This is a genomic window from Streptomyces malaysiensis subsp. samsunensis (assembly GCF_024519315.1).
Taxonomy (GTDB): domain Bacteria; phylum Actinomycetota; class Actinomycetes; order Streptomycetales; family Streptomycetaceae; genus Streptomyces; species Streptomyces malaysiensis.
This window is the reverse complement of record NZ_JANIIC010000003.1, coordinates 305714-330768: the sequence shown is the minus strand read 5'-3', so window position 1 is coordinate 330768 and position 25055 is coordinate 305714. Positions and strand designations below refer to the sequence as shown.

The window sequence follows — 25055 nt, the reverse complement described above, 5'->3', positions numbered from 1 at the left end:
TACGCGGGCCGGGGCCGCGGGGCGTTCCAGAGGTGGTGCATGGCGTATGAACGCCAGGGCCGCCAGCCCTCGGAGTCCTCCAGATACGCCCCCGCGCCGCGGGCCCCGGCCCGTACGGCGACATCCGACTCCAGCAGCACATCGGGGTCGCTCAGCGCCCGCATCCGGATGTAACCGGCCGTCCAGGGGCCGATACCACGCAGCCCCAGGAGCTCCTTCTCGGCCCGGTCGCGGTCGGCGCCCGCGTCCAGCCGCACCGTGCCGTGCGCGAGCGCGGCGGCGAGCGCGCGCAGCGTGCCGCGCCGGCTCTCCGGCATGCCGAGCTCCTCGAACGGCGCCCCCGCCAGGTCCTCCGCGCCCGGGAAGAGATGGGTGAGCCCGCCGTCGGGCCGCTCCAGGGGCTTCCCGTACGCGGCGACCAGCGCATCGCCCAGTACGCGTCCGGCGGCCACCGAGACCTGCTGGCCGAGCACCGCGCGGACGGCGAGTTCATGGGGGTCGGCGGTGCCCGGGGAACGCAGCCCCGGCCGCGCGTCCACCAGGGGCGCGAGCGCGGCGTCGGCGCCGAGGCGCTCGGCGACCGCGTACGGATCGGCGTCCAGGTCGAACAGGCGCCGGATCCGCTGGATGGCGGTGGTCAGATCGCGCAGCTCGGTCAGGCGCAGCCGGCACTCCAGCCAGCCGTCGCCGGGCCGTTCGTCGATCTCGACGATGGCGCAGGCGTGCGGCAGCCGCAGGGTGCGGCGGTAGGTCCGGGCGCCCGCGGTGCCCACCATCTCCTCCACCCCGGCGAGGGCACGCCGGGCGAGATAGTCGAAGACCTGTGTGGTGTCGTACGGACCGCGGTAGGCGAGCCGCAGCGGCACCCCGGCCGTCCCGCCATCGGTCCCCAGCACCCCGCCGGCCGTCCCCGCGGACCCGGGCCGGGAGGACTTCTCCGGGCGGGCGGCGCGCAGTTCGGTGGGGGTGGCGGCGTAGATCTCGCGCAGGGTGTCATTGAACTGCCGGACGCTGGAGAACCCGGCCGCGAACGCGATCTCCGAGGCCCGCAGGGCGGTGGTCTGTAGCAGGATCCGCGCGGTGTGGGCGCGCTGGGCGCGGGCGAGCGCCACCGGCCCGGCGCCGAGCTCGGCGGTCAGCTGGCGCTGCACCTGCCGGGCGCTGTAGCCGAGCCGCGCCGCGAGCCCGGACACCCCCTCCCGGTCCACCACGCCGTCCCCGATCATCCGCATGGCGCGGCCGACGGCGTCCGCCCGCGCGTTCCAGTCGGCGGAGCCGGGCACGGCGTCCGGCCGGCAGCGGCGACAGGCCCGGAACCCCGCGCCCTGCGCGGCGGCCGAGGTCGGGAAGAACCGGACGTTCTTGCGCCGTGGTGTGGTCGCGGGGCAGCTCGGTCGGCAGTAGATCCCGGTCGTGGCGACGGCGAAGAAGAACTCTCCGTCGAAACGCGCGTCGCGGCTGCACACCGCCTCGTACCTGCTGTCGTCGCTCATCACACCTCCACTGTGCGCCAGAGGAGGGGCGGCGTGCTGGCGGAAATCGGACATGGCGCTCATGGCGCTGTGGTGTGGGGGAGAGGCGTGCGCGGGTCGCTCCGGTGCGGTCTCGTCCGTCATGAGCGCGCCGGCACATTCACCGACGTCCGCCGATCTGCCGGGCGGACCGCGCTAGTTGAGCGGCGGCGTGGCCGTCCGAGGCGGCTCTTCAGCGGTCGTGGGCATGGCCCGAGCCACTGCCGACCGCCCCTCGGACCGGGCGTGGGGCGCTGCTAGAGTCGGTGAGGTGACTGCCGGGTCGGCCATGGGCCACACACGAGTGAGGCGCCCGGCCTCGGCGTGAGCCCGAGGCGGGCCAGAGACCCGCCCCTTCCTCCGTGTCCTTCCTCCTGGCGCCCCTGCGTGGCGCCTGTTCCAGCGGATTCCACGATGCGGAGACACCACCACAGATGTCACGACAAACGCGGCCCGAGCACGGCTCCGAGACCTCGACCACCGTCGTCCAGCTGAATCACACCGCCGTCTACGCCCCCGACCGCCAACTGTCCGCAGAGTTCATCGCCGTGATCCTGGGGGTGGAGGTCGGAGCCCCGTTCGGCCCGTTCCTGCCCGTCGACCTCGGCAACGGCGTGACGCTCGACTACTACGAGAAGCGCGACGAGCCCATACAGCCGCAGCACTACGCGTTCCTCGTGCCCGAGGAGCGGTTCGACGCGATGATCGCCCGCCTGGAGGCGGTCGGCGTCACCTACTACGCCGACCCCGGCCACACCGACCCCGGCCGTATCAACCGTCTCTTCGGCGGCCGTGGCGCCTACTTCGACGATCCCGGCGGCCACAACATGGAGATCATCACCCGGCCCTATATCCGCCCCTAGACACCGGGGCACCGGCCACCGGTGGGGTGCCCGAAAGGGCGCCCCACCGGGCTGTACACCCCCGCGGCCGCTGCGCCACCATGTGCCGGGGAATGCGTGAGGGGGAGCGCATGGAGGGCGAGCCGATGGCGGGCAACGAGTTCTCGGGCACCGCGCACACGGTGATCCAGGCGCACACCATCTATGGCGGCATCCACTTCAACGACGGCCGACGCCCGGTCAACCCCGCCGTGCCGCCGCCGCGGTGGTGTGCTGTCCTTCCGGCACCGCACCCTCCAGGACCGGCTGGCCCCGCTCCTGCCGGGCGCACCGGCAACCACCCCGGTACCCGATCCGTCCCAGAATCGACCTGGTGGTCACCGTCGGGCGGGCGGAGCCGGCCCAGAGCGCCGTCCAGGAGGCCGTGAAGGTGTTCCGCACCGCCGACACCATCGGGGAAGAACACGGCGGGGGCCGCAGATCGTCGCTCGACCTCGGTCAGGAGGCGGTCTGGTGGCGCTTCGGAACCGGTGGCCAGGTGCTGGTCCGCCAGGACGACGTCGTCCTCGACATGGACCTGCACGGCGTTGGCCCAGCCGCCGACGCACGGCTGCCCGCCTTCGCCGAAGAGGTGCTGCACCGGGCGCTGGGGCGAGCCCGGCGCGGCGGTTGACCGCTCGGAATCCGCCCGGAAGCCGGTCCCGCCGCCCGCTGTCGGGCAGGTTCAACCCCTGGCCCGACCATGATCCGATGCTCCCTAGACTGTCTCGCAATCCACACGTTGATCGGAGCACGACATGCGTCGCCTTGCCCTTGCCCTCCTGGCATGTTCAGCCCTCGCACTCGCCGGGTGCGCGCAAGACTTCGACCGGGGCCCTGATGGGACAGTCAGCGACAAGGTCAAGGACGGGAAGAAGTTCTACCTGGTCGTCGATCCGGCCAAGGGCGGCGCGGAGAAGAAGTTCCGGGTCAGCAAGTACGACTACCACGACTGCAACCGGGGCTCGAAGTACCCCAAGTGCGTCGACGACTGAGGACGGCTGAGCCCGAGGACACGCATCGTCGGCCCCGACCGTTCGCGGTCGGGGCCGATGTCGTCATGGCGGGCGGTGTCCCGCCCGGTGTGGGCGGGCGCGTGGCGATTCACCCACCGGCCCATACGGTGGCCAGTACGTGGGGTCACACGTCGGCTCGTGCCTCGGTCAAAGTGGCCACGTCCGCGGCCGCTTGCCGCAGAGCGTGGCGGCAGGCCGTGATCGCCGGGTGGCGGCTGCGGCCTCGGCGTACCGCGGTGAAGACGCGGCGGGTGCGCCGACCGCGGGGAAGCCGCCGCAGGGCGACGGTCGGAGGCTCCCCGTTCCATACGAGGCCGGGGAGCAGGGCGGCGGCGTGGCCCCGCTCGACGAGGCGGAGATGGATCAGGAGGTCCGTGGTCTCGAACCGCACGTCGGGCTCGAAACCGGCGTTCCGGCACAGGGTCATGGCCCAGTGGCGGGCGGCCGTGCCCTCGGGCTCCATGGCCCAGGGACGGCCGGCGAGCGCCCGCAGCGACGTCGTCGGGCCGTCTGGAACGAGGCGACGCGCAGGGTGCCGGGCAGATCGGTCAGGGAGATGGCGATGTCCGCCTCGGCGTGTTCCAGGCGCTCCAGCACCGCCTCGGTGTGGGCGACGAGGATCTCCGCCTGCTCGGTGAGCCGCACCCGCCGGCCCACCGGCTCCAGCAGCCGGACACCGACCTCCGCCTCCAGCTGGGACAGTTGCTGGGAGACGGACGAGGGACTGTAGGAGAGGGCGGTGGCGACGGCCGCGAGCGTACCGCGGTGCTTGAGTTCACGCAGCGGACGGAGCCGGTGCAGGTCGAACACGGCAGGCTGCTCCTCTCTCCCCTCGGTGGCGAACGTCCCCCTGGCGGCGAATGTCGCGCGGAGCCGCGAAGCGTGGCGGCGGGCCCGGCCTCGCCGTAAGCCATTCGTCGGGTACGCCGATGAACATAGATGAGAAACATTCGCTGGACCGATGGGAGACGCGGGCCGCACGCTGGCCGTGTGCCCGAGAACGTTTCCTCCACCGCCCCGCCCCCGTGGTTCGCACGGCCCGCAGCCCGGTCCTGGACCTGCGCCCCCGCCCCCACCGAGGTACGGGAATTCCACGCCTCCCTGCCCGGCCACGACCCCACCCCACTGACCGAACTCCCGCTATTGGCAGCTGAGTTGGGGGTCGGGAGAGTCTTCGTCAAGGACGAGTCGTGCCGTCTTGGCCTGCCCGCCTTCAAGGCCCTGGGCGCGTCCTGGGCCGTGCACCGAGCCCTCGCCGCACGGGCGGCGGACGGCGACCTCGCCACGCCGGTCACCCTGGTGAGCGCCACCGACGGCAACCACGGCCGGGCCGTGGCCCGGACGGCACGTCTGCTCGGCCACCGCGCCCGGGTCCTCGTCCCACGGGGTGTCCATCCGGAGGCGGTGGCGGCCATCGCGGCCGAGGGCGCGGACGTCTCCCAGGTCATGGGCGCGTACGACGAGGCGGTGCGCCGGGCGGCGGAGGCGGCCGCCGCACCGGACGCGCTCCTGGTCCAGGACACCGCCTGGCCCGGCTATGAGCGGATTCCGGGCTGGATCGTCGAGGGCTACTCCACCCTCTGCGCCGAAATCGACGAGCAACTCGCGGCCGCCGGGGCCGGGACACCCGACCTCATCACCATCCCGGTGGGCGTGGGCTCGCTGGCCCACGCCGTCGTCACCCACTACCGCAGCCGCCCGGCCGGGCCGCCCGCCGCGCTGCTGTCCGTGGAACCCACGGCCGCCCCCTGCCTCATCGAGAGCCTCTTGCTTGGCGCACCGGTCAGCGTCACCACCGGCGAGACCATCATGGCCGGACTGAACTGCGGCACCCCCTCCAGCATCGCCTGGCCCCATCTGCGCGACGGCCTGGACGCGGCCATCGCCATCCCCGACGCCGCGAGCGCCCGCGCGGCCGGTGACCTCGCCCGTCTCGGCGTCTCCAGCGGCCCGTGCGGCGCCGCCCCGCTCGCCGGGCTGCGCGCCGCGCTCACCGGCGACGGCGCCGATGAGCGCCGTGCCGTCCTCGGCCTCGGCCCCGCCTCAACCGTGGTGCTGCTCAGCACGGAGGGCAGCGCCGCCAACCCCGCGGCCACCACCGCGGACAGCTGACCCCATCCGCCGTGGCCGCCCCATCCCATCGCATCCGACCACTTCCGGAAGACAGCGCATGACCGGTCCCGCCCCCGACACGATCACCGTCAACGGCCACCGGCTGTGGCAGTCGCTGATGGACCTCGCCGAGATCGGCGCGTACGACGACGAGCCCACCGGTCTGCGCGGGGTGAACCGGCAGGCCCTCACCGACGCCGACGCCGACGCCGCCGGGCGGCGCCGGGTCATGGCCTGGATGGAACAGGCCGGTCTGACCGTCCGGATCGACCGGATGGGCAACATCTACGGCCGCCGCGAAGGCACCGACCCCACGGCGGCCCCCGTACTGACCGGATCGCATATCGACAGCGTGGCCACCGCCGGTGCCTTCGACGGCTGTCTCGGGGTCCTGGGCGGCATCGAAGTGGTACGGACGCTCGATGAACGGGGCGTCAGCACCCGCCGCCCCATCGAGATCGGTGTCTTCACGGAGGAGGAAGGCGTCCGCTTCGGCATCGATATGCTCGGCAGCGCGGTGGCCGCCGGGCGCCTCTCCCTGGAGTACGCCCACGCCCTGACCGATCGCGACGGCCGCACCCTCGGCGGCGAACTGGCCCGCACCGGCTTCCACGGCCCCGCCGATGTCCGCCTCGACCCGCCGCACGCCTACGTCGAATGCCACATCGAACAGGGTGTCCCGTCCTCGCCGAGAGCGGTGTCGAGGTCGGTGTCGTCACCGGCGTACAGGGCATCTCCTGGCAGGAGATCACCATCCACGGCCGCGCCGCCCACGCCGGCACCACCCCGACCCGGCTGCGCGCCGACGCAGGGCTCGCCGCCGCCCGGATCACCGTCCGGCTACGGTCCATGGTCGACTCGGGCGCGTACGGCGAACTGCGCGCCACCGTCGGCCATGTGACCGTGCACCCCGACCTGACCAACATCGTCCCGGCCCGTGCCGAGCTCACCGTCGACCTGCGCAACTCCGACGACGCCCGGATGGCCCGCGCCGAGCGGGACCTCGCGGCCTACCCGCGCACCCTGGAGGACGACAGCCCGGGGCTCACCGTCGCCATCCGGCGCATGGCCAGGACCGCGTACGTCCCCTTCGACGAGTGTGTGCAGAAGGTCATCGCCCAGGCCGCGGACGACCACGGCCTGGAGCACATCGCCCTGCTCTCCGGCGCCGGACACGACGCCCAGGAGATCGCCGCGCTCTGCCCCACAGCCATGGTCTTCGTACGCGGTGAGTACGACGGCATCAGCCACAACCCCCGTGAGTACTCCACCCCCGAAGCGTGCGCCCACGGCGTCGACGTCCTCGCGACCGCCCTGCTCCGGCTGGCCACCCAAGGATCGTCCTGACCGGCCTGATGGGCAGACCGGTCAGGTGAGCAGCGCGGCGAAGCGCCGCGCGAAGAGATAGGCGTCGCCGGGCCAGCGGGCGGACAGATATCTGCCGTCCTGGACGACGAAGGCGGGCGTGTCGTCGGTGGCCGTGCCACGGCGCCGCAGCTCGACGGGGCCGCGTTCGAACTGGGCGGGGTCGTCCAGGGCGGCGACGACCTCGTCCTGTACATAGGCCGGATAGGTGCGGTAGTAGCGGCCGCGGCGCCAGGCCGTGAGGTAGTAGGCGGACCGCTCCATGTACGCGGGCAGACAGGTGGTGCGCCGGTCGGCGAGCAGGCTGCGGCCGGTGGCCGGGTCGTGGGTGCGGGCCAGGGGGAGGACGCCGTGGCAGATGGCGCCGACCGGGCGGTCCAGCCGCCAGAATTCCGCGATCCTCTCGCGCAGCAGCTCGGAGCCGAGGTACTGGCGCATCCCCGGGGCGTGGCCGCCGGGCAGGATCAGCCCGTCGTACGTGTCGGGCCGGAGGTCCGCCCAGGCGACGGGGTGGCGGAAGGCGGTGTCCTCGGTGAGCTGCTGGTAGAACTCCTTGGGTTCGGGCTCGGCGCCGAGTTGCCCGAAGAGCACACCGGTGATCAGCAGCGGATCGGCGGCCGGTGGGCCATCGCCGTGTTCGGTGGCGAACACCACCTCGTGGCCGAGGTCGGTCAGTAACTTCCAGGGCACGGCCACTTCGGTGACATCGAAGTCCCGGTCGGGCAGGGGCACAAGAATAGGCACGGGGACTGCCTACCACAGCTGCCACGGCCGCCCGGAGCCAGGCGGCATGGCCGCCCGCGGCCGGGTGGCATGGCGGCCACCGGGACCGGCGCCCCCGCCCCGGCATATGCGTGGCCGCCGTGTGCCGGGGCGGGGGCGTGGTGGGTCCGCGGACTACTTCCAGATGGAGTCGACCCATTCGGGGTGGTCGATGAACGGGTTCCTGTTGTGCTGGAAGCTGTTGTAGATGACGTCGTTGCGGTTCTTCTCGAAGGCGTCCGGCGGGTCCTCGTCGCTCCACTGCTTCAGCACGGACAGACGGCCGATGTGGGGCGCGGAGCCGTTGTCGACTTCGTCGTTGGGCTCGAGGTCGGCGAAGCCGTCGTCTCCGTCGTAGCGGACGGCCATGTACAGGATCATCCGGGCCACATCGCCCTTGACCTGGTCACGGGGTTCGAAGGAGTCGTCGTCGGTGCGGTTGCCGGGGGCGTCGGGCACTTCCTGGCCGCCGTTGTCGAAGTCCTTGTTGCCGCGGACGCTGTTCACCGTGACATTGGCGGGGCGCAGATGGTGCAGGTCGGTGCCGGGGCCGCTGGCCGTGCCGAAGTCGCCGTGCGACTTCGCCCAGACGTGCTCGCGGTTCCATTGGTCGGGGTTGCCGCCGTTGGCGTCCTTGGACTGGGAGCGGCCGGTGTAGAGGAGGATGACGTTCGACGGGTTGTCCGGGTCCTCATCCGTGGACTTCAGCGCGTCCCAGACCTCGTCGTAGGACAGCTTGGTCTGCTCACTGATGATCGTGTGCAGCGCCGCCTTCAGCTCCGGGCCGCTCTTGCCCGTCGCGTCCTGGTAGTAGTCGTCGGGCGCCTGCACGGCCGTGGGCCGGGTGGTGTCCGCGGTGGCCGGTGTGTCGGCGGCGGCGACCGAAGGGGCGGCCACACCGGCCGCGGCCACTATGGCCAGCAGGGAAAGGCGCCGGAACCGGCGCTTGTGATGAGTGGACATGATGTGGGGGGTGTCCTCTCCTAGACGAGTACCCGGACCGCCAACCGGCGCCGCGAGTACGGATGTTCATGACACAAGCTCTGGGAGATTCCCATGTGCGACGCCCGAACATGTGTACGCGGTGTGCCCTTTCCGCGCGGATTCAATGAACATGTCATGGCCAGGGGAAGCCCCGGTCGACCAGGTCGCCGCCGTGCCGGATGAGGAGTACTGGCAGTATCGGCGTATGGCTGAACAGATCATCGCCGCGTGTGACGGGGCATCGAAGGGAAACCCCGGGCCCGCGGCCTGGGCATGGGTCATCGCAAGCACCGATGGCGCGGTGGAGCGCTGGGAGGCCGGGCCACTGGGCACCGCGACCAACAACGTGGCCGAACTGACCGCGCTGCGCGAGCTGTTGGAGTCCACCGACGCGGCCATGCCGTTGCAGGTGCGCATGGACTCCCAGTACGCGATGAAGGCGGTCACCACCTGGCTGCCCGGGTGGCGGAGGAAGGGGTGGAAGACCGCCTCGGGATCGCCGGAGGCCAACCGTGAGCTGGTGATGCGTATCGACGAGCTCCTGGACGGCCGCGCGGTGGAGTTCGTCTACGTTCCGGCACACCAGATCGACGGCGATCCGTTCAACGCGGCAGCCGACGGGGCGGCCAGCCACACGGCCCGTACCCAGCAGCCCGCGGGCACCTCGCTCGGCTCCGCACTGCCACCGCCCGAGGCCCAGTCGGCGACGCGCTCAGCGGGCCGCGGTGGAACGGCGCGCCCGCGCACGACGGCCGCACAGCGGGGGAGCGGCACCCGCGCCAAGGGATCCATCAAGGCGAAGTTCCCCGGGCGGTGCCGCTGCGGCACCTCCTACGCCAAGGGCGACACGATCAGCAAGAACCCGGACGGATGGGGCCATCCGGCCTGCGCCACCTGAGCGGCGGGGCAACCCCGTGGCACCCCGCCCGGCGGTCCGGTCCCGGTCCGATCCGATCCGGACCGCGCGGGGCCGGTCAGGGCGGGCTGAAGAGCGTGGGGAAGCGCGGGGCCAGCCACGGCTTGCGGCCCCAGGCGAGGACGCCGCCCCTGGCGGCCGCGCCCCACGGGCCGAGGCGGCCCAGCGCCATCAGCAGGAAGGCGACGGGCTCGGTGAGGATGGTGCAGTCCGGGCGGCTCGGCGGATGCGGTGTGACGGTCACCGCACCGTTGGTGAAGGTGGCGCCGAATCCGGCGCCACCCCTGAGACGGATGGTGTAGCGGGCGGTGAGCCCGGCGGTGGCCGCGGTGTCCACCACCCGTGGCATGGCCGTGATCAGGAAGGGCAGGGTCAGCTCGACCCGGGCCCGGTCGAGCATGTGTGGGCGGCCCAGCGCACGGGCGAGGTCATAGCCGTGGCCGAGCATATGGGTCAGCAGATACGAGCCCAGTACGTCCAGGCTCATCGGGCCCATCGGCGTGACCGGTTCGCCGTGTGACGCGGGCCGGGCCGCCGACCGGAGGAAGGCGTCGGCCTGCTCCACGATCATGGCGGCCAGCGGTTCGGCCCGGCGCTCGGCGAACGCGGCGAGCGCGAGCTGGTTCGCCTCGGCCAGCCCCCGCGGCGTACCGTCCCCGTGGCGGCGTGCTTTCCCGTCCGCGAGCTGCGCCATCAGCTCATTCGCCTGTGCCAGATGCGCCGCCGCCTGCCCGACCGTCCACAGCGAACCGGGCACCGCAGCGCCGGTGTCGGGCGCGCCGCGCAGCGTTGTGGCGATGTCGGCCGCGGTGCCGCGTATCGCCTCGTCCAGGCCCATGGGCCATGTGCCGCCGTCGCCCTGCCCGCTCACGGATTCCATCCGCTCTCCCTACGCCGAGCCGGGGCGCAGCCCCGGGGTACGTACAGTGTCACGGCCCCGTGGCCACCGGGAGCGGAGCGCGGGCTACGGTGTGAGCACGATCCTGCCGAACACCTCGCCCGCGTCCATCTTCCGGTGCGCCAGCGCGGCTTGCTCCAGCGGCAGCAGCTCATGCACCACCGTGCGCAGCTCGCCGCGGCTCGCGGCATCGAACTGCCCGGTCCGTACGGCACGTCGATCGGGCTCGGACACGGTGGCGGCGCTGAAGGTGGCGAACGACATCGACTTCTGGAACGCCGCCATCATCGCCATGCCGAAGTCCGCCGGTGGCTGGCCGCCGACCGCGCCGACGGCCACCATGCGGCCGTTCGGGTTGAGCTTGGCGAAGAAGGAGGGCATGTCCGCACCGGCGATGATGTCGATGATGACGTCATAGCCCGCGGGAGCGTCCGCGCCGCCTCCCTCGCCTGAGCGGTCCAGCACATGGGTGGCGCCCAGCTTGCGCAGCCGATCGCCACGCTCGGCAGACGACGTCGTGACCGCCACCGCGCCGGCGCCACCGTGAGCCGCGAGCTGGACCGTCATGATCCCGAGGCTGCCGCCCGCGCCACGCACCAGTACCGATTCACCCGGAGCGAAGTGGGCATGGGCGAGACCGAAGTGCGCCACCATTCCGGAGCTGCCCAGCGTCACCGCGTCGACGGCGGAGAGGTCCGCGGGGAGGGGGAAGACCTCCTCGACCGCGGCGATCGCGTATTCGACGTAGCCGCCGCCCACACCGGTGAACGCCCACACCCGCCGGCCGACCCAGGACGTGTCGACGCCGTCGCCGACCGCGGTCACGGTGCCCGCCACCTCGCTGCCGGGGATATGGCCCTCCTCGAAGCCATACGTGGCGAGAGTGCCGCGCCGGATCACGGCGTCGACGCCGCCGACGCCGATCGCCTCGTTCCTGATCAGCACCTGCCCGGCGGCGGGGGCCGGGACAGGAACGTCGATGACGGCCAGACCTTCGGGACCTCCGAACGTCCGGATCGTGACTGCCTTCAACGTCGTCTCCTTCGTCTCCTGGATCCGGGACCGACGTCTCCTGGATCCGGGACCGACGTCTCCTGGATCCGGGACCGATCGGGACCGGCCCGCACTCGGGGAAGCAGGGAGCTTCCATGCGTTCGGACATTAACGGACGCCCCCGTCCGGTTAGCTAAAGTGAGAGCGTGACCGACCGTTTGCCTCACCACCTGCGCTCCGACGCCCTGGACAACCGCGACCGCATCCTCGACGCGGCCCGCGCCCTGTTCGCCACCGAAGGTCTGAAGGTGCCGATGAGGGAGATCGCCCGGCACGCCGGGGTCGGCCCCGCCACCCTGTACCGCCGCTTCCCGACCAAGCAGATGCTGGCCACCGAAGCCTTCACGGACGAGATGCGCGCATGCCGCGCCATCGTCGACGAGGGGCTCGCCCACCCGGATCCATGGCGTGGCTTCCGCCTCGTGATCGAGAAGACCTGTGAGCTGCACGCTCGGAGCCGGGGCTTCACCGAAGCCTTCATGGCGACCTTCCCCAACGCGATCGACTTCGTCGCGGAGCGCGCGTACGCGCTGAACTCGATCGCGGAACTGGCCCACCGCGCCAAGGACGCCGGCCATCTGCGCCCCGACTTCGTCCTGGACGATCTGATCCTCATGCTCATGGCCAACAGGGGCATCCAGACCACATCGGAAGCCGCCCGGGTCGCGGCCTCCCGGCGCTTCGCCGCGCTCGTGATCCAGGCGTTCCAAGCCTCGCCACAGCACTCACCGCTACCGCCGGTGGCACGCCTGGCCCCCGCGGCGCCACGCAAGGCCAGGTGACCGGGGCCACCGTGTCCTGTGTCCGCCCGGTGGTGCGAGACGCCGACGGTAGCCTCTACCGCGACGGTGGCACGGCCGGACGCCACCGGTGGTTCGCACGGGCAGGGGCCGGGACCGGTGGCTCGCCTGAGGCCGCGAACGACCGGCCGGGAGACTGCGGAATCGGGAGGGACGGGTATGGGCCTGTGGGGCAGGGCGCTGGATGCCGCGGGGATCAGCGATCCGGGGCTGCGGGAGGACTACACACACCAGCGGAAAGTGGTCGCGGGCTACCGGCGCAGCTCCTACCTCGCCGCGCGCCTGCTGCTGCCTCTGCCACTGCTGCCGCATCTGATCGCGGCGACCGCCTTCATGCATCGCACGGACACCCTCCTCGACAGCGGCCCCGTCGCGGAGCGCGCCGGGGCCTGCGCGGAGTGGGTGAAGGAGGTGCGCGACGGCCTGGCAAGTGGCGGAAGCGACCACGCCGCCGTACGGCCGCTGCTGCACACCGTCTCCGCGCACCCCGGGCTGCGTGACCGGGTCGAGGACTTCCTCGACGCCGCCGCGATGGAGCTGGAGTTCACCGGATTCGCCACCGAAGCGGACTACCAGCATTACGTGGACGCGTATGCGCTACCCGCGTTCATGCTGATCGCGGGCCTGTTCACCGGGGAGGACCCCGAGGCGGGCTACCGCGAGGCGTGCCGCACGTACATCGACGGCAGCCAGCGCCTGGACTGCGTCAACGACCTCTCCGAAGACCTCGCCGACGGGCGCCTGAACGTGGTGCGGGAGACGCTCGACGCGCATGGTGTCACTCGCGCCGACCTGGAGAACGCCCGGGACACCCCGGAAACCCGGAGCCTTCTGGCACATCTGATCGGCCAGGCCCGCGAGTGCCTGTCCGCCAGTCGGGACCTGGTCGGCCTCGCGCCGCCCGAGGGCCGGCCGCTCTTCCGCGCCATGATCGAGATCGAGCAACTCACGGCCACGGCAGCCGCCGCCAAGGGCCCCGGCCTGCTCCGCGCCCCCGCCCGGCCACCGGTACCGGCCACCGCCCGGGTGCTCCTCCGGGAGCGCCGCCACGCCCGTCAGCCGCGCTGAACCGAACGGCGAGGCGCGCGTGTTCGCCTCGCCGTCCGTGGCTTCTCAAGAAGCGTGCGCCTCGCTGGGCCCGGCTGCCTCACTGGGCTCGGCCACCTCGGTGTCCGCGTCCGTGGTGGCGGCCGAGTAGAAGACGGACTTCTGCTGCTTGGTGCGGTGCGCCTGGCCCTTGGCGACGAGTGATTCGAGCGTGCTGCGCACGACCGTGCCCTTGAACTCGCGTTCCGGAAGGGCCTGGGCGAGGGCGGTGGTGATCTCGGCCGCCGAGCGGGGCCCGCCGTGCTGGGTGAGGTGGTCATGCACGAGATCCCGGAGAGTGGGCACACCCGCCTCCCGCACCCGCTTACGGCCCGGACGACTCCCGGCCGCCTCCGCCCCCTTCCGTTTGCCGCCGGTGGCTTCGGCCTTCTTCCTCGGCTTGCGCGTGGCGGGCGGGGCCGGGGACTCGCTTATCGCGGCCACCCCATTTCCGGAACCGCTGGGGCCACCGTTCTCCGGCACACCCGCGGTGGCGTCGTCACCAAGGGTCTCCCGCATGCTGAGCAGAAGTGCCCGGTTGCCTTCCAGCACCGCCAACTGCTGTTGCAGCGCCGCGATTTCGGAGTCCAGACGTTCGCGCTCCGCGGAGTTGCGTTCCAGATCGGCGGCGACCTGAGCGGCGTACTGGGACTTCAGGCTGGCGTTATCGGCAGAAGTGTCCACTGCAAGCTCCCTCATCTGGGCGCATTCCATGTTGCTGCTGGATGGTACATGTGTGTGAACGCCGAGTGGAGGTTGCCCTCGCCATTGCCGGCGAACTGTCAAGCCCGGCAACACCGTTGCAATGACACCTTCGGGCCGCGCGGCCGCGTGTGCCGGAGTTGCACGGCGGCCTCGAGCCATCGCGGTCAGCCTCTCCGCGCAAACCACCAGGGTCACGCGGCGTTGGCCGCATGCGGCAGACTGCGTGCGGCATCGTGATCACTCGCCGCCCCCGGACCGGCGTGTGGCGACCTGGCCCGGCAACCGGCCGAGCACCTGAAAGGAACCACGGATGACCTTGGACGCACGACCGATACGATCCGACGCGGACGCGGCCGGCTCAGCGGACTCAGCGGCGGGCGCGGTGGCGGATGTCCTCCCGGCCACGATGCGCGCGGCGCGGTTCGACACGGCGGCGGGCACTCTGAAGGTCGAGGATGTGCCCGTGCCCCGGCCGGGGGCGGGCGAGGTTGTGGTCAAGGTGGCCGCGTGCGGTATCTGCCAGTCGGATCTGAGCCAGTTGGACGGCCATATCGCGCCCCGGCTGCCGGTGGTCACCCCCGGCCATGAGGCATCGGGTGTGGTGGCGGCGGTCGGCGGTGGCGCCGGGCACTGGAAGGCGGGCGACCGGGTGGTCCTGGGCGCGGGGAGGGCGTGCGGCACATGTCCGGCCTGCCGGTTCGGCGGTGGCACGAACACCTGTGAGGACCTCCAGGTCATGGCCTTCCACTACGATGGCGCCTGGGCCGAGTACGTCCTGACCGACGCCACCACGCTCATCGCCGTGCCCGACTCCGTACCCCTGGAACACGCCGCCGTGCTCGCCGACGCCGTCTCCACCCCGTACGGCGCCATCGACACCGTCCAGCTGCGGTCCGCCGAAGCCGTGGGTATCTGGGGGCTGGGCGGCCTGGGCACCCACCTCGTACAGCTGACCCGCATCTGCGGCGCGTCCCCGATCGTCGCCCTCGACCCCCTGCCCGCCGCCCGCGAACGTGCCCTCGCCCTGGGCGCCGACTTCGCGCTCGACCCGACGGACGACGACACCCGGGCCAGGCTGAAGGAGATCACCGGCGGCAAGGGCCTGGACGTGGCCTTCGACTGCGTGGGCCGCACGCCCACCTTCACCCAGGCGGAGCGGGCCCTCGGCCACCGGGGCCGCCTGGTGCTCGTCGGGATCTCTCCCGACCCTCTGGCCATGGGCCCGGAACTCCACTTCGTGCGCAACCGCCACACCGTGATCGGACACACCGGATATCGCATGGAACATCTGGAGGACCTGGTCGAGCTGACCGCCCGGGGCCGTCTGGACATCTCCGGGTCGGTCAGCGCGATCCTGCCCCTGGAAGAAGTGAACGAGGGCATCCGCCGGTTGCGCGAGCGGGAGGGCAACCCGATCCGCATCCTGCTGCGGCCCTGAGCGCGAGGCTCGAGCAAGCGGTCGGCCTCTGCCGTGGGCGAAGGCCGCGGACCCCGCTCAGGTCCCGGTCGCCCGCGCGGCCTGCTCGACCCGTTCGCGTACCCAGGTCAGGAAGGCTCGCACCTCGGCGGTGGGCAGCGGGACCGCGGAGGAGCGGGGGCGCTCGAAGCTGTGCACCGCGGCCTCGATGAGCGGCCGGAACTCCTCCTCGGTCAGGGCGACTTCATGCGCTGCCACGCGTTTGGCCAGCCAGCGGCCCGTACGGCAGAACACCGCCGAGCGGCAGCCGTTGAGCACGCGGTTGTCCGCGAGGTGGCCTTCGCCGGCGCTGTGCTCATGGACGGAGGCGCGGATCGCGGCGAGTAAGTCCGGGCGATCCGGCGCGGCGATCACCTCCCGGGCCGGGCGGCCGAACAGCGTCAGCCCGGTCTGGTGGGCGACGGAGCGGTCGATGACGTACCAGAACGCCGGGGACCGCGCCGGGTCGAAGTCGGCCCGGTTCGGCAGCAGCGGGCCGGTGTTGAGGTCCAGGAGGTACCCGGCGTCGCCGGAGGGACGGCTGACGAAATCCGTTCCGTAGACCACCAGTTCCAGGCCCGCCGCGGGGCAGGGCAGATGAGGGTGGGCGAGGGCCGTGGCCAGGTCGTGCAGGGCCGATCCGGGTAGTGACGGCTCCACGACGACCGTCACATCGACGTCGCTGCGGCCGTGCCGATAGTCCCGGAGCGCGACGGAACCGACCGCGAGGACGCTCACCAGATGAGGCCCGCACACCGTGCGGGTGCGCCGGACAAGCTCTTCCAGATAGGGCCGCGGTTCCGTGGGGAGGGACGGCGGGTCCTCGCGAGAGTGGGCCACGTGCCCAGTATCCATTGTGTGACGTGAGTGGGTGGATGGCCGTTGGCGCTGGAATCGCCTTACGGAACATCCCGCGTGGTGTCGGCATCCCATGCGTACACAGCGGTCACGGCCTTGACGAACGCGTCGTGATGTTCCTCGATCCGCCTCGCCATCCACGACTCGATCGGCTGCCTGTCGTCGAGGACCCGTTGCACACCGATGAAGGTGAGCGACAACTCGTTGGCCGCGCTTCGGACTGTCTCGGGGCCCACCACCTTGACCCGTAGTTCGGCCGAGCGGAACCGCTGCTTCGCCGCCTCCACGGCCTGTGCTTCCGTCGTGGGCAGGATGAGGGCGTCCGTGTACGCGTCGATGGCCCCCAAGATGACCTGGTAGGCGTCATGCCGGGCCTGTAGGAACCAGCGATCCGCCTCCGCCTGCGCCTGGTCCCTCACCTGCTGGCGTGCGGCTTCCACGGTCTTCTCGCCGCCGATACGCGCCGCCCGCGCCGAAAATCCGCCACCGATGAGGGCACCGAGAAGGGCGGCCATACTGGCGAAGAAGGCCGCGAGTCCCTGGTCCATACGGCCTCCCCCTGCCCCACGCCACGGCGGCAACCAATGCAGCTTTGCTTACCGCCGCCGAGAGTCGAGCGCAAGGGCGGGAGCACGGCGTGACACGCGCACTGGGCCACCGGACGGTGCCCGACGGGCTCGGTGGCCGCGCCGGTTGGATGAGACGCGCTCACGCGTCCATGGGCGGCAGTCCGGGCAGCAGCTTCTCGATCGTGACGGGGAAGTCGCGTACGCGCACTCCCGTGGCGTTGAACACCGCGTTCGCCACCGACGCACCGGACCCGCAGATGCCCACCTCGCCGAGGCCCTTCGCGCCGAGGACGTTGGCCTTGTCGTCGTACCCCTCGAGGACGACGACATCGACGTCGGGGATGTCGGCGTGGACCGGCACCAGGTACCCCGCGAAGTCCCGGTTGACGAAGGCGCCGGAGCGCGGGTCGACGACGGCCTCTTCCTCGAGGGCCGCGCCGACCCCCCAGATCATGCCGCCGATCAGCTGCGAGCGGGCCGTCTTCGGGTTGAACACACGGCCCACCGAGTACACGCCGAGCATCCGCCGCAGACGGATCTCGGCGGTGTCCGCGTCGACCCCCACCTCGGCGAAAGTGGCCCCGTAGGTGTTGATCGAGTAGGCCGAGTAGTTCGGATCGTCGCCCATGAAGAGGGTCCGGCCCTCCGCCTCCACACCCTCGGGGTGGTTGCGCGCGACGATCTCGCCCAGCGCCTCGGACGCGCCGTCGGTGCCCACGTTGCCATCGGAGAACACGGCGTTCGCCGGGTCCAGGCCGTGCAGCGGGGAGCGTGCGTCGTCGCGGACCGTGTCCAGCAGCTTCTCGCGCAGGGTCATGCAGGCCCGGTGCACCGCGGTGCAGGAATTGGTGGCGCCCCATGAGCCGCCGGACCCCCAGCTGGTGGGGTGATCGGATCGTCCCAGCTCGATCCGCACCCGTTCGAGCGGGAGTCCGAGTCCCTCGGCCCCGACCTGGGTCAGGATGGTGTAGGTGCCCGTGCCGATGTCGGTCATGTCCGTCTGGATGACCGCGGTGCCGTCCGTCTCCAGCCGCACCCGGACCGCCGTCGGCCCCTGGAAGTGTCCCCGGATGGCGGCCGACATGCCGTAGCCGATCAGCCACTGTCCGTCGCGTACGCTCGCGGGGGTGGCCGGGCGGTTCTCCCAGCCGAACCGGCGCGCGCCTTCGCGCAGGCAGTCCACCAGGTGCCGGTCGCTGTACGGCACGTCCCGTTCGGGATCGACGGTGGGCTCGTTGCGGATCCGCAGCTCGACCGGGTCCATCCTGAGCGCATCGGCCAGTTCGTCCATCGCCGACTCGACCGTCAGCATGCCCGGCGCCTCGCCCGGCGCGCGGACGTCCGTCCCGCGTGGCAGGTCGAGTGCCGTCAGCCGGTGGCTGGTCAGCCGGTGGGGCGCGGCGTAGAGGCTGCGGGTGGTGGCGGCGGTCTGCTCCGCGTACTCGATGTCGGGGTTGGTGTGCATGGTGACGTCGTGGGCGATCGCGGACAGCCGTCCGTCGCGCCCCGCGCCCAGCCGGACCCGCTGGCTCGATGTGGGACGCATACCGACCAGCTGGAAGACCTGCTGGCGGGTCATCGCGACCTTGACCGGCCGGCGCAGCGTGCGGGCGGCGAACGCCGCCAGGATCGTCTCCGAATGGATGCCCAGCTTGGAGCCGAATCCCCCGCCGACGAAGGGGGCGAGGATATGCACCCGCTCCGGGGCCATCCGCAGTGTGCTGGCGACCGAGTCCCGCGCCGCGTCGGTGATCTGGCAGCTGACGTAGATGACCAGGTCCTCGCCGCGCGGCTCCGCCATGCACGCGTTCGGTTCGATCGGCAACGAGAACTCGTACGGCGTCGTGTACTGCTGGTCGACCTTGACCTCCGCCCCGGCGAACCCGGCGTCGAAGTCGCCCACCGCGGTGTCGGTGGGGAGGCCGGCGTTGACCGTCTTGGGGATGTAGACGTCTTCGAACTCGCCGAAGTCGAAGCGTCCCCGCCCGGCGCGGTATTCGACCTCGACGAGATCGGCCGCGGACCGGGCCTCCTCCAGGGTCTCGGCGACGACCAGCGCCACCGGCTCGCCGTAATAGTGAATGTCCGGGCCGGTCAGCACCGGCTGGGCTCGCCAGTACTCGAAGGGAATGGACTCGTCGCGGGGGCCCTGCTCGGGGGTGGTGAGATAGGTCATCACCAGTTGCACACCGGGCGCGCGTTCGGCGTCCTCGGTGTCGATCCGGGTGATGCGGCCCTTGCCGATCGTCGCGCCGACGATGAAGCCGTAGAGCGGCTGACCGGCCTCCCAGTGCTCGTAGGCGTAGGTCGCCCGGCCGGTGGCCTTCAGCGGGCCGTCGACGCGGTTCACAGCTTGCCCGATCATCTCGCCTCCTCAGCTCGCCCCGGCCGCTTGCGCCAGCGTGCGGCACAGCGTGCGCTTGGCCAGTTCGATCTTGAAGTCGTTGTGCCCCCGCCCGACCGCGTCGCGCATGGCCGCCTCGGCGGCGGCGCGATAGGTGGCCATCGTGGCCGGACGGCCGGTCAGCGCGTCCTCCGCCTCGACGGACCGCCACGGCTTGTGCGCCACACCGCCGAACGCCACCCGTGCCTCACTGATCGTTCCCCGCTCGGTCGAGACGACGGCCGCCACCGAGACCAGCGCGAACTCGTACGACGCCCGGTCCCGCACCTTGCGGTAGAGCTGTCGGCCCGGCAGGGGCGGCGGCAGCAGCACACCCGTGATCATCTCGTCGGGCTCCAGCACATTCTCGATATGCGGTGTGTCGCCCGGCAGCCGGTAGAAGTCGGTGATGGCGACGCGGCGCGCCGAGCCGTCGGCGCGCAGCAGCTCGATCTGCGCTTCGAGCGCGGTCATCGCCACGGCCATGTCCGAGGGGTGGGTGGCGATGCAGGAGTCGCTGGCGCCGAGTATCGCGTGTATCCGGTTGAACCCGCCGATCGCCGCGCAGCCGGATCCGGGATCGCGCTTGTTGCAGCCCGCGGCCGTGTCGTAGAAGTAGGGGCAGCGGGTGCGCTGCACCAGATTTCCGCCGGTGGACGCCTTGTTGCGCAACTGGCCCGAGGCGCCGGACACCAGCGCCTCCGACAGCGCCGGGTAGCGGGTGCGCACGCGGGCGTCGGCGGCCACGTCGGAGTTCCGCGCCTGGGCGCCGATGCGCAGTCCACCGTCCGGCAGCTCCTCGATGTCCCGCAGCGGAAGCCGGCTGATGTCCACCAGATGGCTGGGATCCTCGATGTCGAGCTTCATCAGATCGAGCAGGTTGGTGCCGCCGCTGATGAACTTCGCACCGGAGCGGGACACCGCGGCGACGGCGGCCCGTGGGTCCGTCGCCCGCTCGTAGGTGAAGGACCTCATCCCGGACCTCCCTCCGCGCTGCCGCGGATGGCCGCGACGATGTTCGGGTAGGCGGCGCACCGGCAGATGTTGCCGCTCATTCGCTCGCGGATCTCGTTGTCGGTCAACGCGATCCCCGGCGTGGCAACATCGGCGGTGACGTGGCTGGGCCAGCCCGCTTCCACCTCGGCGAGCATGCCGACGGCCGAACAGATCTGGCCGGGGGTGCAGTAGCCGCATTGGAAGCCGTCACGTTCGACGAAGGCCCGTTGCATGGGATGCAGATGGCCGGGATCGCCCAAGCCCTCGATCGTCACGATCGCGTCGTTCTCATGCATCACGGCGAGCGTCAGACACGAGTTGACGCGGCGGCCGTTGATCAGGACCGTGCAGGCGCCGCACTGCCCGTGGTCACACCCCTTCTTGGTCCCGCTCAGACGCAGGTGTTCACGCAACGCGTCGAGCAGCGAGGTCCGTGGATCCACCTGGAGCTGCCGCACCTGATCGTTGACGTTCAACGTGATCGCCGAGAGTGGGGCCATCTCGCCCTGGCTCCGCCCCACGGCGGTTTCTGAAGCGCTCATCATGGCCCGCCTTCCTCGCCAGGCGCAGGTGCCACCGTGGATGTGCGGCGCCACCGCCGGGCACGCTCTCCTTCTCCAGGCTCTCGCGAGAACGCGACCGCCGCACCGCGAGGATGTGGTTCACGGCGTGTCGCCCGCGGATAACTGATTGTGTGCGGAGAGGTTCGACTGTTCCCCGTCATGGCCGCGGGGATACAGTCCGGCCAGGGTTCGGATGGGTACCAGGGGAGGGGCCGGTGTGTTCGAGGTCGTGACGGTGAGTGCGCTCACCGCGTTCCTCACCGCGGTGGGGAACGGCGCCGCCGGGGAGATGGGCAAGCAGATGCTGCTGTCGACGGGCGCGCTGGTGAGACGGACCCTGGGGCGGGAGACACCGCTGCCGACCACCCCGGAGGGGTGGGAGGTGCTGGCGCGGGAGATGCATCCGCGGCTCGGCCGGGACGGGCGGCGTGGCGGTGAATGGGCCCTTCTGCTGCGGACCTTGCCGGATTCGGCGGTGGCGCTGCGCCCCGGGGCTCAACTGCCGCCCGCCACGCGCGACTTCACCGACCGACAGACCGTCCTGCGGCAGCTGAGGCGGGAGGCGACCCGCGCCGCGGCGGGGCGGCCACGGGTCGCGCTGTTATACGGGCCGCCCGGGATCGGCACCAGCGCGGTGGCCCTCCACTGGGGCGCCGACCAGGTCGCGCGGTACCCCGACGGGCAGTTCTACGTCGACCTTCGCGATGCCCCCGGGGAGAGCGGGCTGGAGCCGTCCGCCGTCCTGCTGCGCCTGCTCGGTCGGATGGGCGTCGAGCCCGAGCTGATTCCGCCCGCGGAGCCGGCGCGCGTGGAGCTCTATCGGCGGATGCTGACCGGCCGCAGGGCGTTGGTGGTGATCGACCACGCGTCCTCCGCGGCGCAGGTCCGCGGCCTCGTTCCGGCCACGCCGGAGGTGTTCCTGCTGGTGGTCGCCTCCGGTCCGGCCTTCGCGCTGGAGGCGGAGCGCATCGCGGTGCCTCCGCTGAGCGACCGGGACGCGGTGAAGATGCTGCGCAAGGTGGCCACGCCGGAGAAGGTGGCGCTGGCCAAGCCGCGGATGCCGGCCCTGCTGGGCGATTGCGCGGGCAACGCCTTCGCCCTGAAGGCCGCGGCGATGAGCCTGCTGGCCGAGGAGCCGCCCCTGCCGGAGGAGGTGGCGGAGTCCTCGGCACGCCATCCGGTGCACGGCATGGTGCGGAACGCCTGCCGCCGCCTCCGGCCGGATACGGCGCGGCTCTGCCGGCTGACCGCGCTGGGCGGCTGGCCCGCGCTCGACGCCCGGCTGGCCGCGGAGACCGCGCAGGTGGGCCGGGAGGAGGCCGCCGGGATGCTCGTGGAAGCGGCCGAGGTGCAGCTGGTGGAGCCCCTGGGCGACGGCCGGTACCGATTCCGGCCCGAAGTGCGTCACGCGCTGGCGGACACCGCGGCCCTGGAACACGGCATCCCGGAGTGCTCCGCGGCGATCTCCCGGGCCCTCGACGGACTGCTCAACCGAGCGCTGCACGCCGCGCACGCGGCGCTGCCGCAGAGCTGGCGGACCGAGCCCGCACCGGCGGAGGGCACCGCGTACCGCGACGAGGCCGAGGGCATGGCGGTGCTGCTGGCCGAGGCCGGAAACGTGGTCCGGGCGGTTTCGGTGGCGGAGGAGTACCAGCACATCGACACCGCGCTGCGGCTGGCCCGCGCGCTGTGGCCGGTCCAGCTGAAGGCCGGGCGGTGGGACGAGGTGCTGCCCGCCCTCCGGGTCGGGGCACGGTGTGCCGACCGGTATCGCGCGGATTCCCGCATGGCGGGCGCGCTCCACTTCCAACTGGGGCACTGCCTCGGCGAATTGGGGCGGGCGGAGGAGGCCGACCGCGAAGTGCGCACCGCCGCCGCGTGTGAACGCGCGGCGGGCCACGTACGGGGCGAGGCGTCGTCCCTGGAGATGCTGGGCCTGCTGAGTCTGAACGGGTGGCGTTACGAGGCGGCGTACGAGCGGTTCGTCGAGGCGGAGCGCGTCTACCGGCGGATCACCCCCGGCCAGGAGGGCGCGGAGGACCTGCCACGTGCCCTCGCCCTGGCCGAACGCCACCAGGGGCGAGCCCTGCGCGGTCTGGGCCGGCTGGAGGAATCCCGCGTACGCCTGGAGGCCGTACGGGACTTCTTCGCGGAGCGGGGAGAGGCGTACAACCAGGCCCGCACCCTCACCGACCTCGCCGAGACACTGCACGACGCCGGCGACGACGCCGAGGCCCTGACGAAGATCACCGAGGCCGAGCGGCTGCTCAACCCGGAGCAGGCGACCCCGCATCTGACGCATCTCGCCCGTCTGCGGCTGCGCTGCCAGGCCCCGCGCTAGCGGGCGCCACCGCCACCGGGTGCCACCGCCACCGGGTGCACACCGCCGGCCGTGTGCACCCGGAGCGTCGTCCCACCGGGCGGCACGGTGCGGCCGCCCGCCAGCCATGCGTGCAGCGAGGAGGCGTACGCCGCCGGGTCGGCGTCCGCGCCCGGGCCCGCCGACAGCTCGAACACGCCGTGTTCCCGGCTGCGTACGGTGCAGCGGTCCGGTCCGCTCACATACACGGCGAGCGCACAGTGCGGATACCGGTCCAGCACCTCCGCGGTCCACTCCCGCGGGCCACCGAGGCGGGGGTCGTCCGGCCGCCCCTCGCGTACGATCACGTCGGCCGGCTCCAGGTCGCCGGGGTCCCGGGTGTCCTCGTGCACGGCGAGATGGGCCTCGCCCACGGCGTCGTACGGGTGGCCCGTGGTGCGCTCGACCCGGACCTCGGTTCCGTGCACACGCGTACGGACGTTCAGGGGAGCGGTGCGCCGTGGCGGATCGTACGGTGGCAGCGGCAGCGGCTCCAGCAGCGCGGGGGCCGCGGGCTCGGGGAGATCCATCAGCGTGTAGAAGAGCCGCCGCAGCAGCGCCGCCGAGGCGCCCGGGGCCGAGCTGGTGAACTCCGCGGGACCGGGGAGCGGGCGGTGCCACGCCAGCAGTTCCTCCAGCTGATCCCGTGGCGGGCCGTGTGGATCGAGTCGCGGCGCTTCCCGGACGAATGTGGCGAGTGGCGCCGCCGGATCCAGTCTGTCCCGGGTGGCCGACGCCAGCAGTACGGGGATGCCCAGCGCCGCCGCGTAGTAGGAGACCGCCCCGAAGTCCCCCACGACGACATCCGCCGCCAGCAGGGCCTGCCGCCATGCGTGTACGGGGTCGATCAGGGTGAGGCCGCCGCGTCGGGCCCGGTCCAGCCACACCCGGATCTGCCCCGGGCCATGCCCGTACCAGATGTTCGGATGCAATACGGCCACCAGCCGGTAGTCGTCGGCCGGCAACTCGGCGGCGAGCCGGGGCAGCAGACTCGGCAGGACGTCGTGGTCACCGCCGTTTCCGAAGAGACCCTCCGGGTTCCAGGTGGAGTTCAGCACTACGAGCCGCTGACCGCGCCGCACGCCCAGCGCCCGCCGGAACCGCTCCCGGTACGGCCGGCCGGCCAGCAGGCGGTCGAAGCACGGGTCGCCCGCGAGGACGGCCGCCGCCTCGGCTTCGGGGCAGGTGTTTCGCAACCGCTCCAGCTGCTCCGGATGGGACAGTACGAGACCGTCCACGAAGGGTTCGCCGTTCGCCAGCAGCCACTCCGGTGACAACCCGAACGTCGGCTCCTGGCCACCGGCCCCCGGTGCCATCAGCTTCTTGGTGTATCCGACACCATGGGACAATACGGCCAACTTGCCGGGCAGGCGGTGGAGTTGTCCACCGAAGCTGGCGGAAACCGCCAGGTCCACCGGTGTTTCCAGCGCCTGTTCCCACGGCAGCACGGGCAGACCCAGCTCCGCGAACAGCTCGCGGATGCCACCTTGGAACGCGGATGACTCCGTCGACGTGGCCAGCAGTTGTACTCGAAAGTCGTCGTGGAACAGCGGCAGCACGTCCAGCAGGCGCCCGGCGGAGGTGACGTTGTGCACCACCAGCAGAACGCGGCGATGCGTCGCGCGGCTGGCCCAGCGATCGGAGTCCGCACCGACCGGTACCCGTATGGGCAGGGGATCGGCTGACCCCACTCGTCACCTCCTGCTGGTCACGCAACGTCCTCGGTAAGCGCGGTCGGCAGCGCACCACGTTATCGCGTGTCCGGGCCGCCCACGTCCCACC

22 protein-coding genes and 2 pseudogenes are annotated in these 25055 nt (G+C 71.9%); 11 read left to right on the top strand and 13 right to left on the bottom strand.

From position 1 onward, the window contains the following. Positions 1-1493 (bottom strand): DNA-3-methyladenine glycosylase 2 family protein (locus tag NQU54_RS04440; RefSeq protein WP_257629840.1); only part of this gene is annotated, 1493 nt, incomplete at its 3' end. Positions 1494-1945: 452 nt separating this feature from the next. Between NQU54_RS04440 and NQU54_RS04435 the strand changes: the two genes are divergently transcribed. From NQU54_RS04435 to NQU54_RS04425, 3 genes are all read left to right on the top strand, one after another. Further along, the gene (locus NQU54_RS04435; protein ID WP_093706247.1) at positions 1946-2374 is read left to right on the top strand and encodes a VOC family protein; all 429 of its coding nucleotides are present in this window, start codon (positions 1946-1948) and stop codon (positions 2372-2374) included. A gap of 352 nt (positions 2375-2726) precedes the next feature. Next, positions 2727-3026, top strand: a complete 300-nt coding sequence (locus NQU54_RS04430; RefSeq protein ID WP_257629839.1) for a hypothetical protein — start codon at positions 2727-2729, stop codon at positions 3024-3026. 124 nt (positions 3027-3150) lie between these two features. Beyond that, on the top strand, positions 3151-3387 hold the full coding sequence (locus NQU54_RS04425; protein ID WP_069862306.1) for a hypothetical protein: 237 nt from the start codon (positions 3151-3153) through the stop codon (positions 3385-3387). A gap of 145 nt (positions 3388-3532) precedes the next feature. On the opposite strand, the pseudogene NQU54_RS04420 reads toward NQU54_RS04425, so the two are convergent. Continuing rightward, positions 3533-4218 (bottom strand): annotated as a pseudogene (locus NQU54_RS04420) (LysR substrate-binding domain-containing protein). Positions 4219-4398: 180 nt separating this feature from the next. On the opposite strand from NQU54_RS04420, the gene NQU54_RS04415 reads away from it, so the two are divergent. The 3 genes and pseudogenes from NQU54_RS04415 (at position 4399) to NQU54_RS04405 (ending at position 6867) form a co-directional block, all read left to right on the top strand. Beyond that, the gene (locus tag NQU54_RS04415; protein ID WP_257629838.1) at positions 4399-5520 is read left to right on the top strand and encodes a diaminopropionate ammonia-lyase; all 1122 of its coding nucleotides are present in this window, start codon (positions 4399-4401) and stop codon (positions 5518-5520) included. Next, positions 5417-6142, top strand: a pseudogene (locus NQU54_RS49115) (M28 family peptidase); the annotation flags it as partial. The gene NQU54_RS04415 and the pseudogene NQU54_RS49115, both read left to right, overlap by 104 nt. 35 nt (positions 6143-6177) lie before the next feature. Then, positions 6178-6867 carry a M20/M25/M40 family metallo-hydrolase gene (locus NQU54_RS04405; RefSeq protein ID WP_257629837.1) on the top strand — a complete coding sequence of 230 codons (690 nt, stop codon included), beginning with the start codon at positions 6178-6180 and terminating at the stop codon, positions 6865-6867. Positions 6868-6888: 21 nt separating this feature from the next. Here the strand turns inward: NQU54_RS04405 and NQU54_RS04400 are convergent, their stop codons facing one another. Together NQU54_RS04400 and NQU54_RS04395 are read right to left on the bottom strand one after the other, a co-directional pair. Beyond that, entirely contained in the window at positions 6889-7629 is a 741-nt protein-coding gene (locus NQU54_RS04400; protein ID WP_257629836.1) for a type 1 glutamine amidotransferase domain-containing protein, read from the bottom strand. A 153-nt stretch (positions 7630-7782) separates the two neighbouring features. Then, the gene (locus NQU54_RS04395; RefSeq protein WP_257629835.1) at positions 7783-8610 is read right to left on the bottom strand and encodes an endonuclease I family protein; all 828 of its coding nucleotides are present in this window, start codon (positions 8608-8610) and stop codon (positions 7783-7785) included. 226 nt (positions 8611-8836) lie between these two features. Between NQU54_RS04395 and NQU54_RS04390 the strand changes: the two genes are divergently transcribed. Further along, on the top strand, positions 8837-9529 hold the full coding sequence (locus tag NQU54_RS04390) for a ribonuclease H family protein (protein WP_257629834.1): 693 nt from the start codon (positions 8837-8839) through the stop codon (positions 9527-9529). A gap of 76 nt (positions 9530-9605) precedes the next feature. Here NQU54_RS04390 and NQU54_RS04385 read toward each other — a convergent pair whose 3' ends face one another. Continuing rightward, positions 9606-10427 (bottom strand): maleylpyruvate isomerase family mycothiol-dependent enzyme, encoded by an 822-nt coding sequence (locus NQU54_RS04385; RefSeq protein ID WP_257629833.1) that lies wholly within the window; start codon positions 10425-10427, stop codon positions 9606-9608. 84 nt (positions 10428-10511) lie between these two features. Continuing rightward, the gene (locus NQU54_RS04380) at positions 10512-11477 is read right to left on the bottom strand and encodes a zinc-dependent alcohol dehydrogenase family protein (protein WP_257629832.1); all 966 of its coding nucleotides are present in this window, start codon (positions 11475-11477) and stop codon (positions 10512-10514) included. Positions 11478-11644: 167 nt separating this feature from the next. Between NQU54_RS04380 and NQU54_RS04375 the strand changes: the two genes are divergently transcribed. Then, positions 11645-12280: a TetR/AcrR family transcriptional regulator gene (locus NQU54_RS04375; RefSeq protein ID WP_257629831.1), complete on the top strand. Its 636-nt coding sequence runs from the start codon at positions 11645-11647 to the stop codon at positions 12278-12280. Positions 12281-12457: 177 nt separating this feature from the next. Next, positions 12458-13366, top strand: coding sequence for a phytoene/squalene synthase family protein (locus tag NQU54_RS04370; protein WP_257629830.1), 909 nt, complete (start codon positions 12458-12460; stop codon positions 13364-13366). A 45-nt stretch (positions 13367-13411) separates the two neighbouring features. Here the strand turns inward: NQU54_RS04370 and NQU54_RS04365 are convergent, their stop codons facing one another. Continuing rightward, complete coding sequence (locus NQU54_RS04365) at positions 13412-14068, bottom strand: hypothetical protein (protein ID WP_257629829.1); 657 nt, start codon at positions 14066-14068, stop codon at positions 13412-13414. 331 nt (positions 14069-14399) lie between these two features. Between NQU54_RS04365 and NQU54_RS04360 the strand changes: the two genes are divergently transcribed. Continuing rightward, the gene (locus NQU54_RS04360; protein ID WP_257629828.1) at positions 14400-15527 is read left to right on the top strand and encodes a zinc-binding dehydrogenase; all 1128 of its coding nucleotides are present in this window, start codon (positions 14400-14402) and stop codon (positions 15525-15527) included. A 57-nt stretch (positions 15528-15584) separates the two neighbouring features. On the opposite strand, the gene NQU54_RS04355 is transcribed toward NQU54_RS04360, so the two are convergent. From NQU54_RS04355 to NQU54_RS04335, 5 genes are all read right to left on the bottom strand, one after another. Next, positions 15585-16385 carry an aminoglycoside adenylyltransferase domain-containing protein gene (locus tag NQU54_RS04355; RefSeq protein WP_257629827.1) on the bottom strand — a complete coding sequence of 267 codons (801 nt, stop codon included), beginning with the start codon at positions 16383-16385 and terminating at the stop codon, positions 15585-15587. A 59-nt stretch (positions 16386-16444) separates the two neighbouring features. Continuing rightward, positions 16445-16951, bottom strand: coding sequence for a hypothetical protein (locus tag NQU54_RS04350; RefSeq protein ID WP_257629826.1), 507 nt, complete (start codon positions 16949-16951; stop codon positions 16445-16447). A 160-nt stretch (positions 16952-17111) separates the two neighbouring features. Next, positions 17112-19337 carry a xanthine dehydrogenase family protein molybdopterin-binding subunit gene (locus NQU54_RS04345; protein ID WP_257629825.1) on the bottom strand — a complete coding sequence of 742 codons (2226 nt, stop codon included), beginning with the start codon at positions 19335-19337 and terminating at the stop codon, positions 17112-17114. A gap of 9 nt (positions 19338-19346) precedes the next feature. After that, positions 19347-20330 (bottom strand): FAD binding domain-containing protein, encoded by a 984-nt coding sequence (locus NQU54_RS04340; RefSeq protein ID WP_257629824.1) that lies wholly within the window; start codon positions 20328-20330, stop codon positions 19347-19349. Further along, positions 20327-20893, bottom strand: coding sequence for a 2Fe-2S iron-sulfur cluster-binding protein (locus tag NQU54_RS04335; protein ID WP_257629855.1), 567 nt, complete (start codon positions 20891-20893; stop codon positions 20327-20329). Before NQU54_RS04335 ends, NQU54_RS04340 begins: the two co-directional genes overlap by 4 nt. A 238-nt stretch (positions 20894-21131) precedes the next feature. Between NQU54_RS04335 and NQU54_RS04330 the strand changes: the two genes are divergently transcribed. Further along, entirely contained in the window at positions 21132-23255 is a 2124-nt protein-coding gene (locus tag NQU54_RS04330) for a P-loop NTPase family protein (protein ID WP_257629823.1), read from the top strand. On the opposite strand, the gene NQU54_RS04325 is transcribed toward NQU54_RS04330, so the two are convergent. Then, positions 23252-24964: a hypothetical protein gene (locus NQU54_RS04325; protein ID WP_257629822.1), complete on the bottom strand. Its 1713-nt coding sequence runs from the start codon at positions 24962-24964 to the stop codon at positions 23252-23254. The two genes, NQU54_RS04330 and NQU54_RS04325, sit on opposite strands and share 4 nt — an antisense overlap. Between the last annotated feature and the right edge of the window lie 91 nt (positions 24965-25055).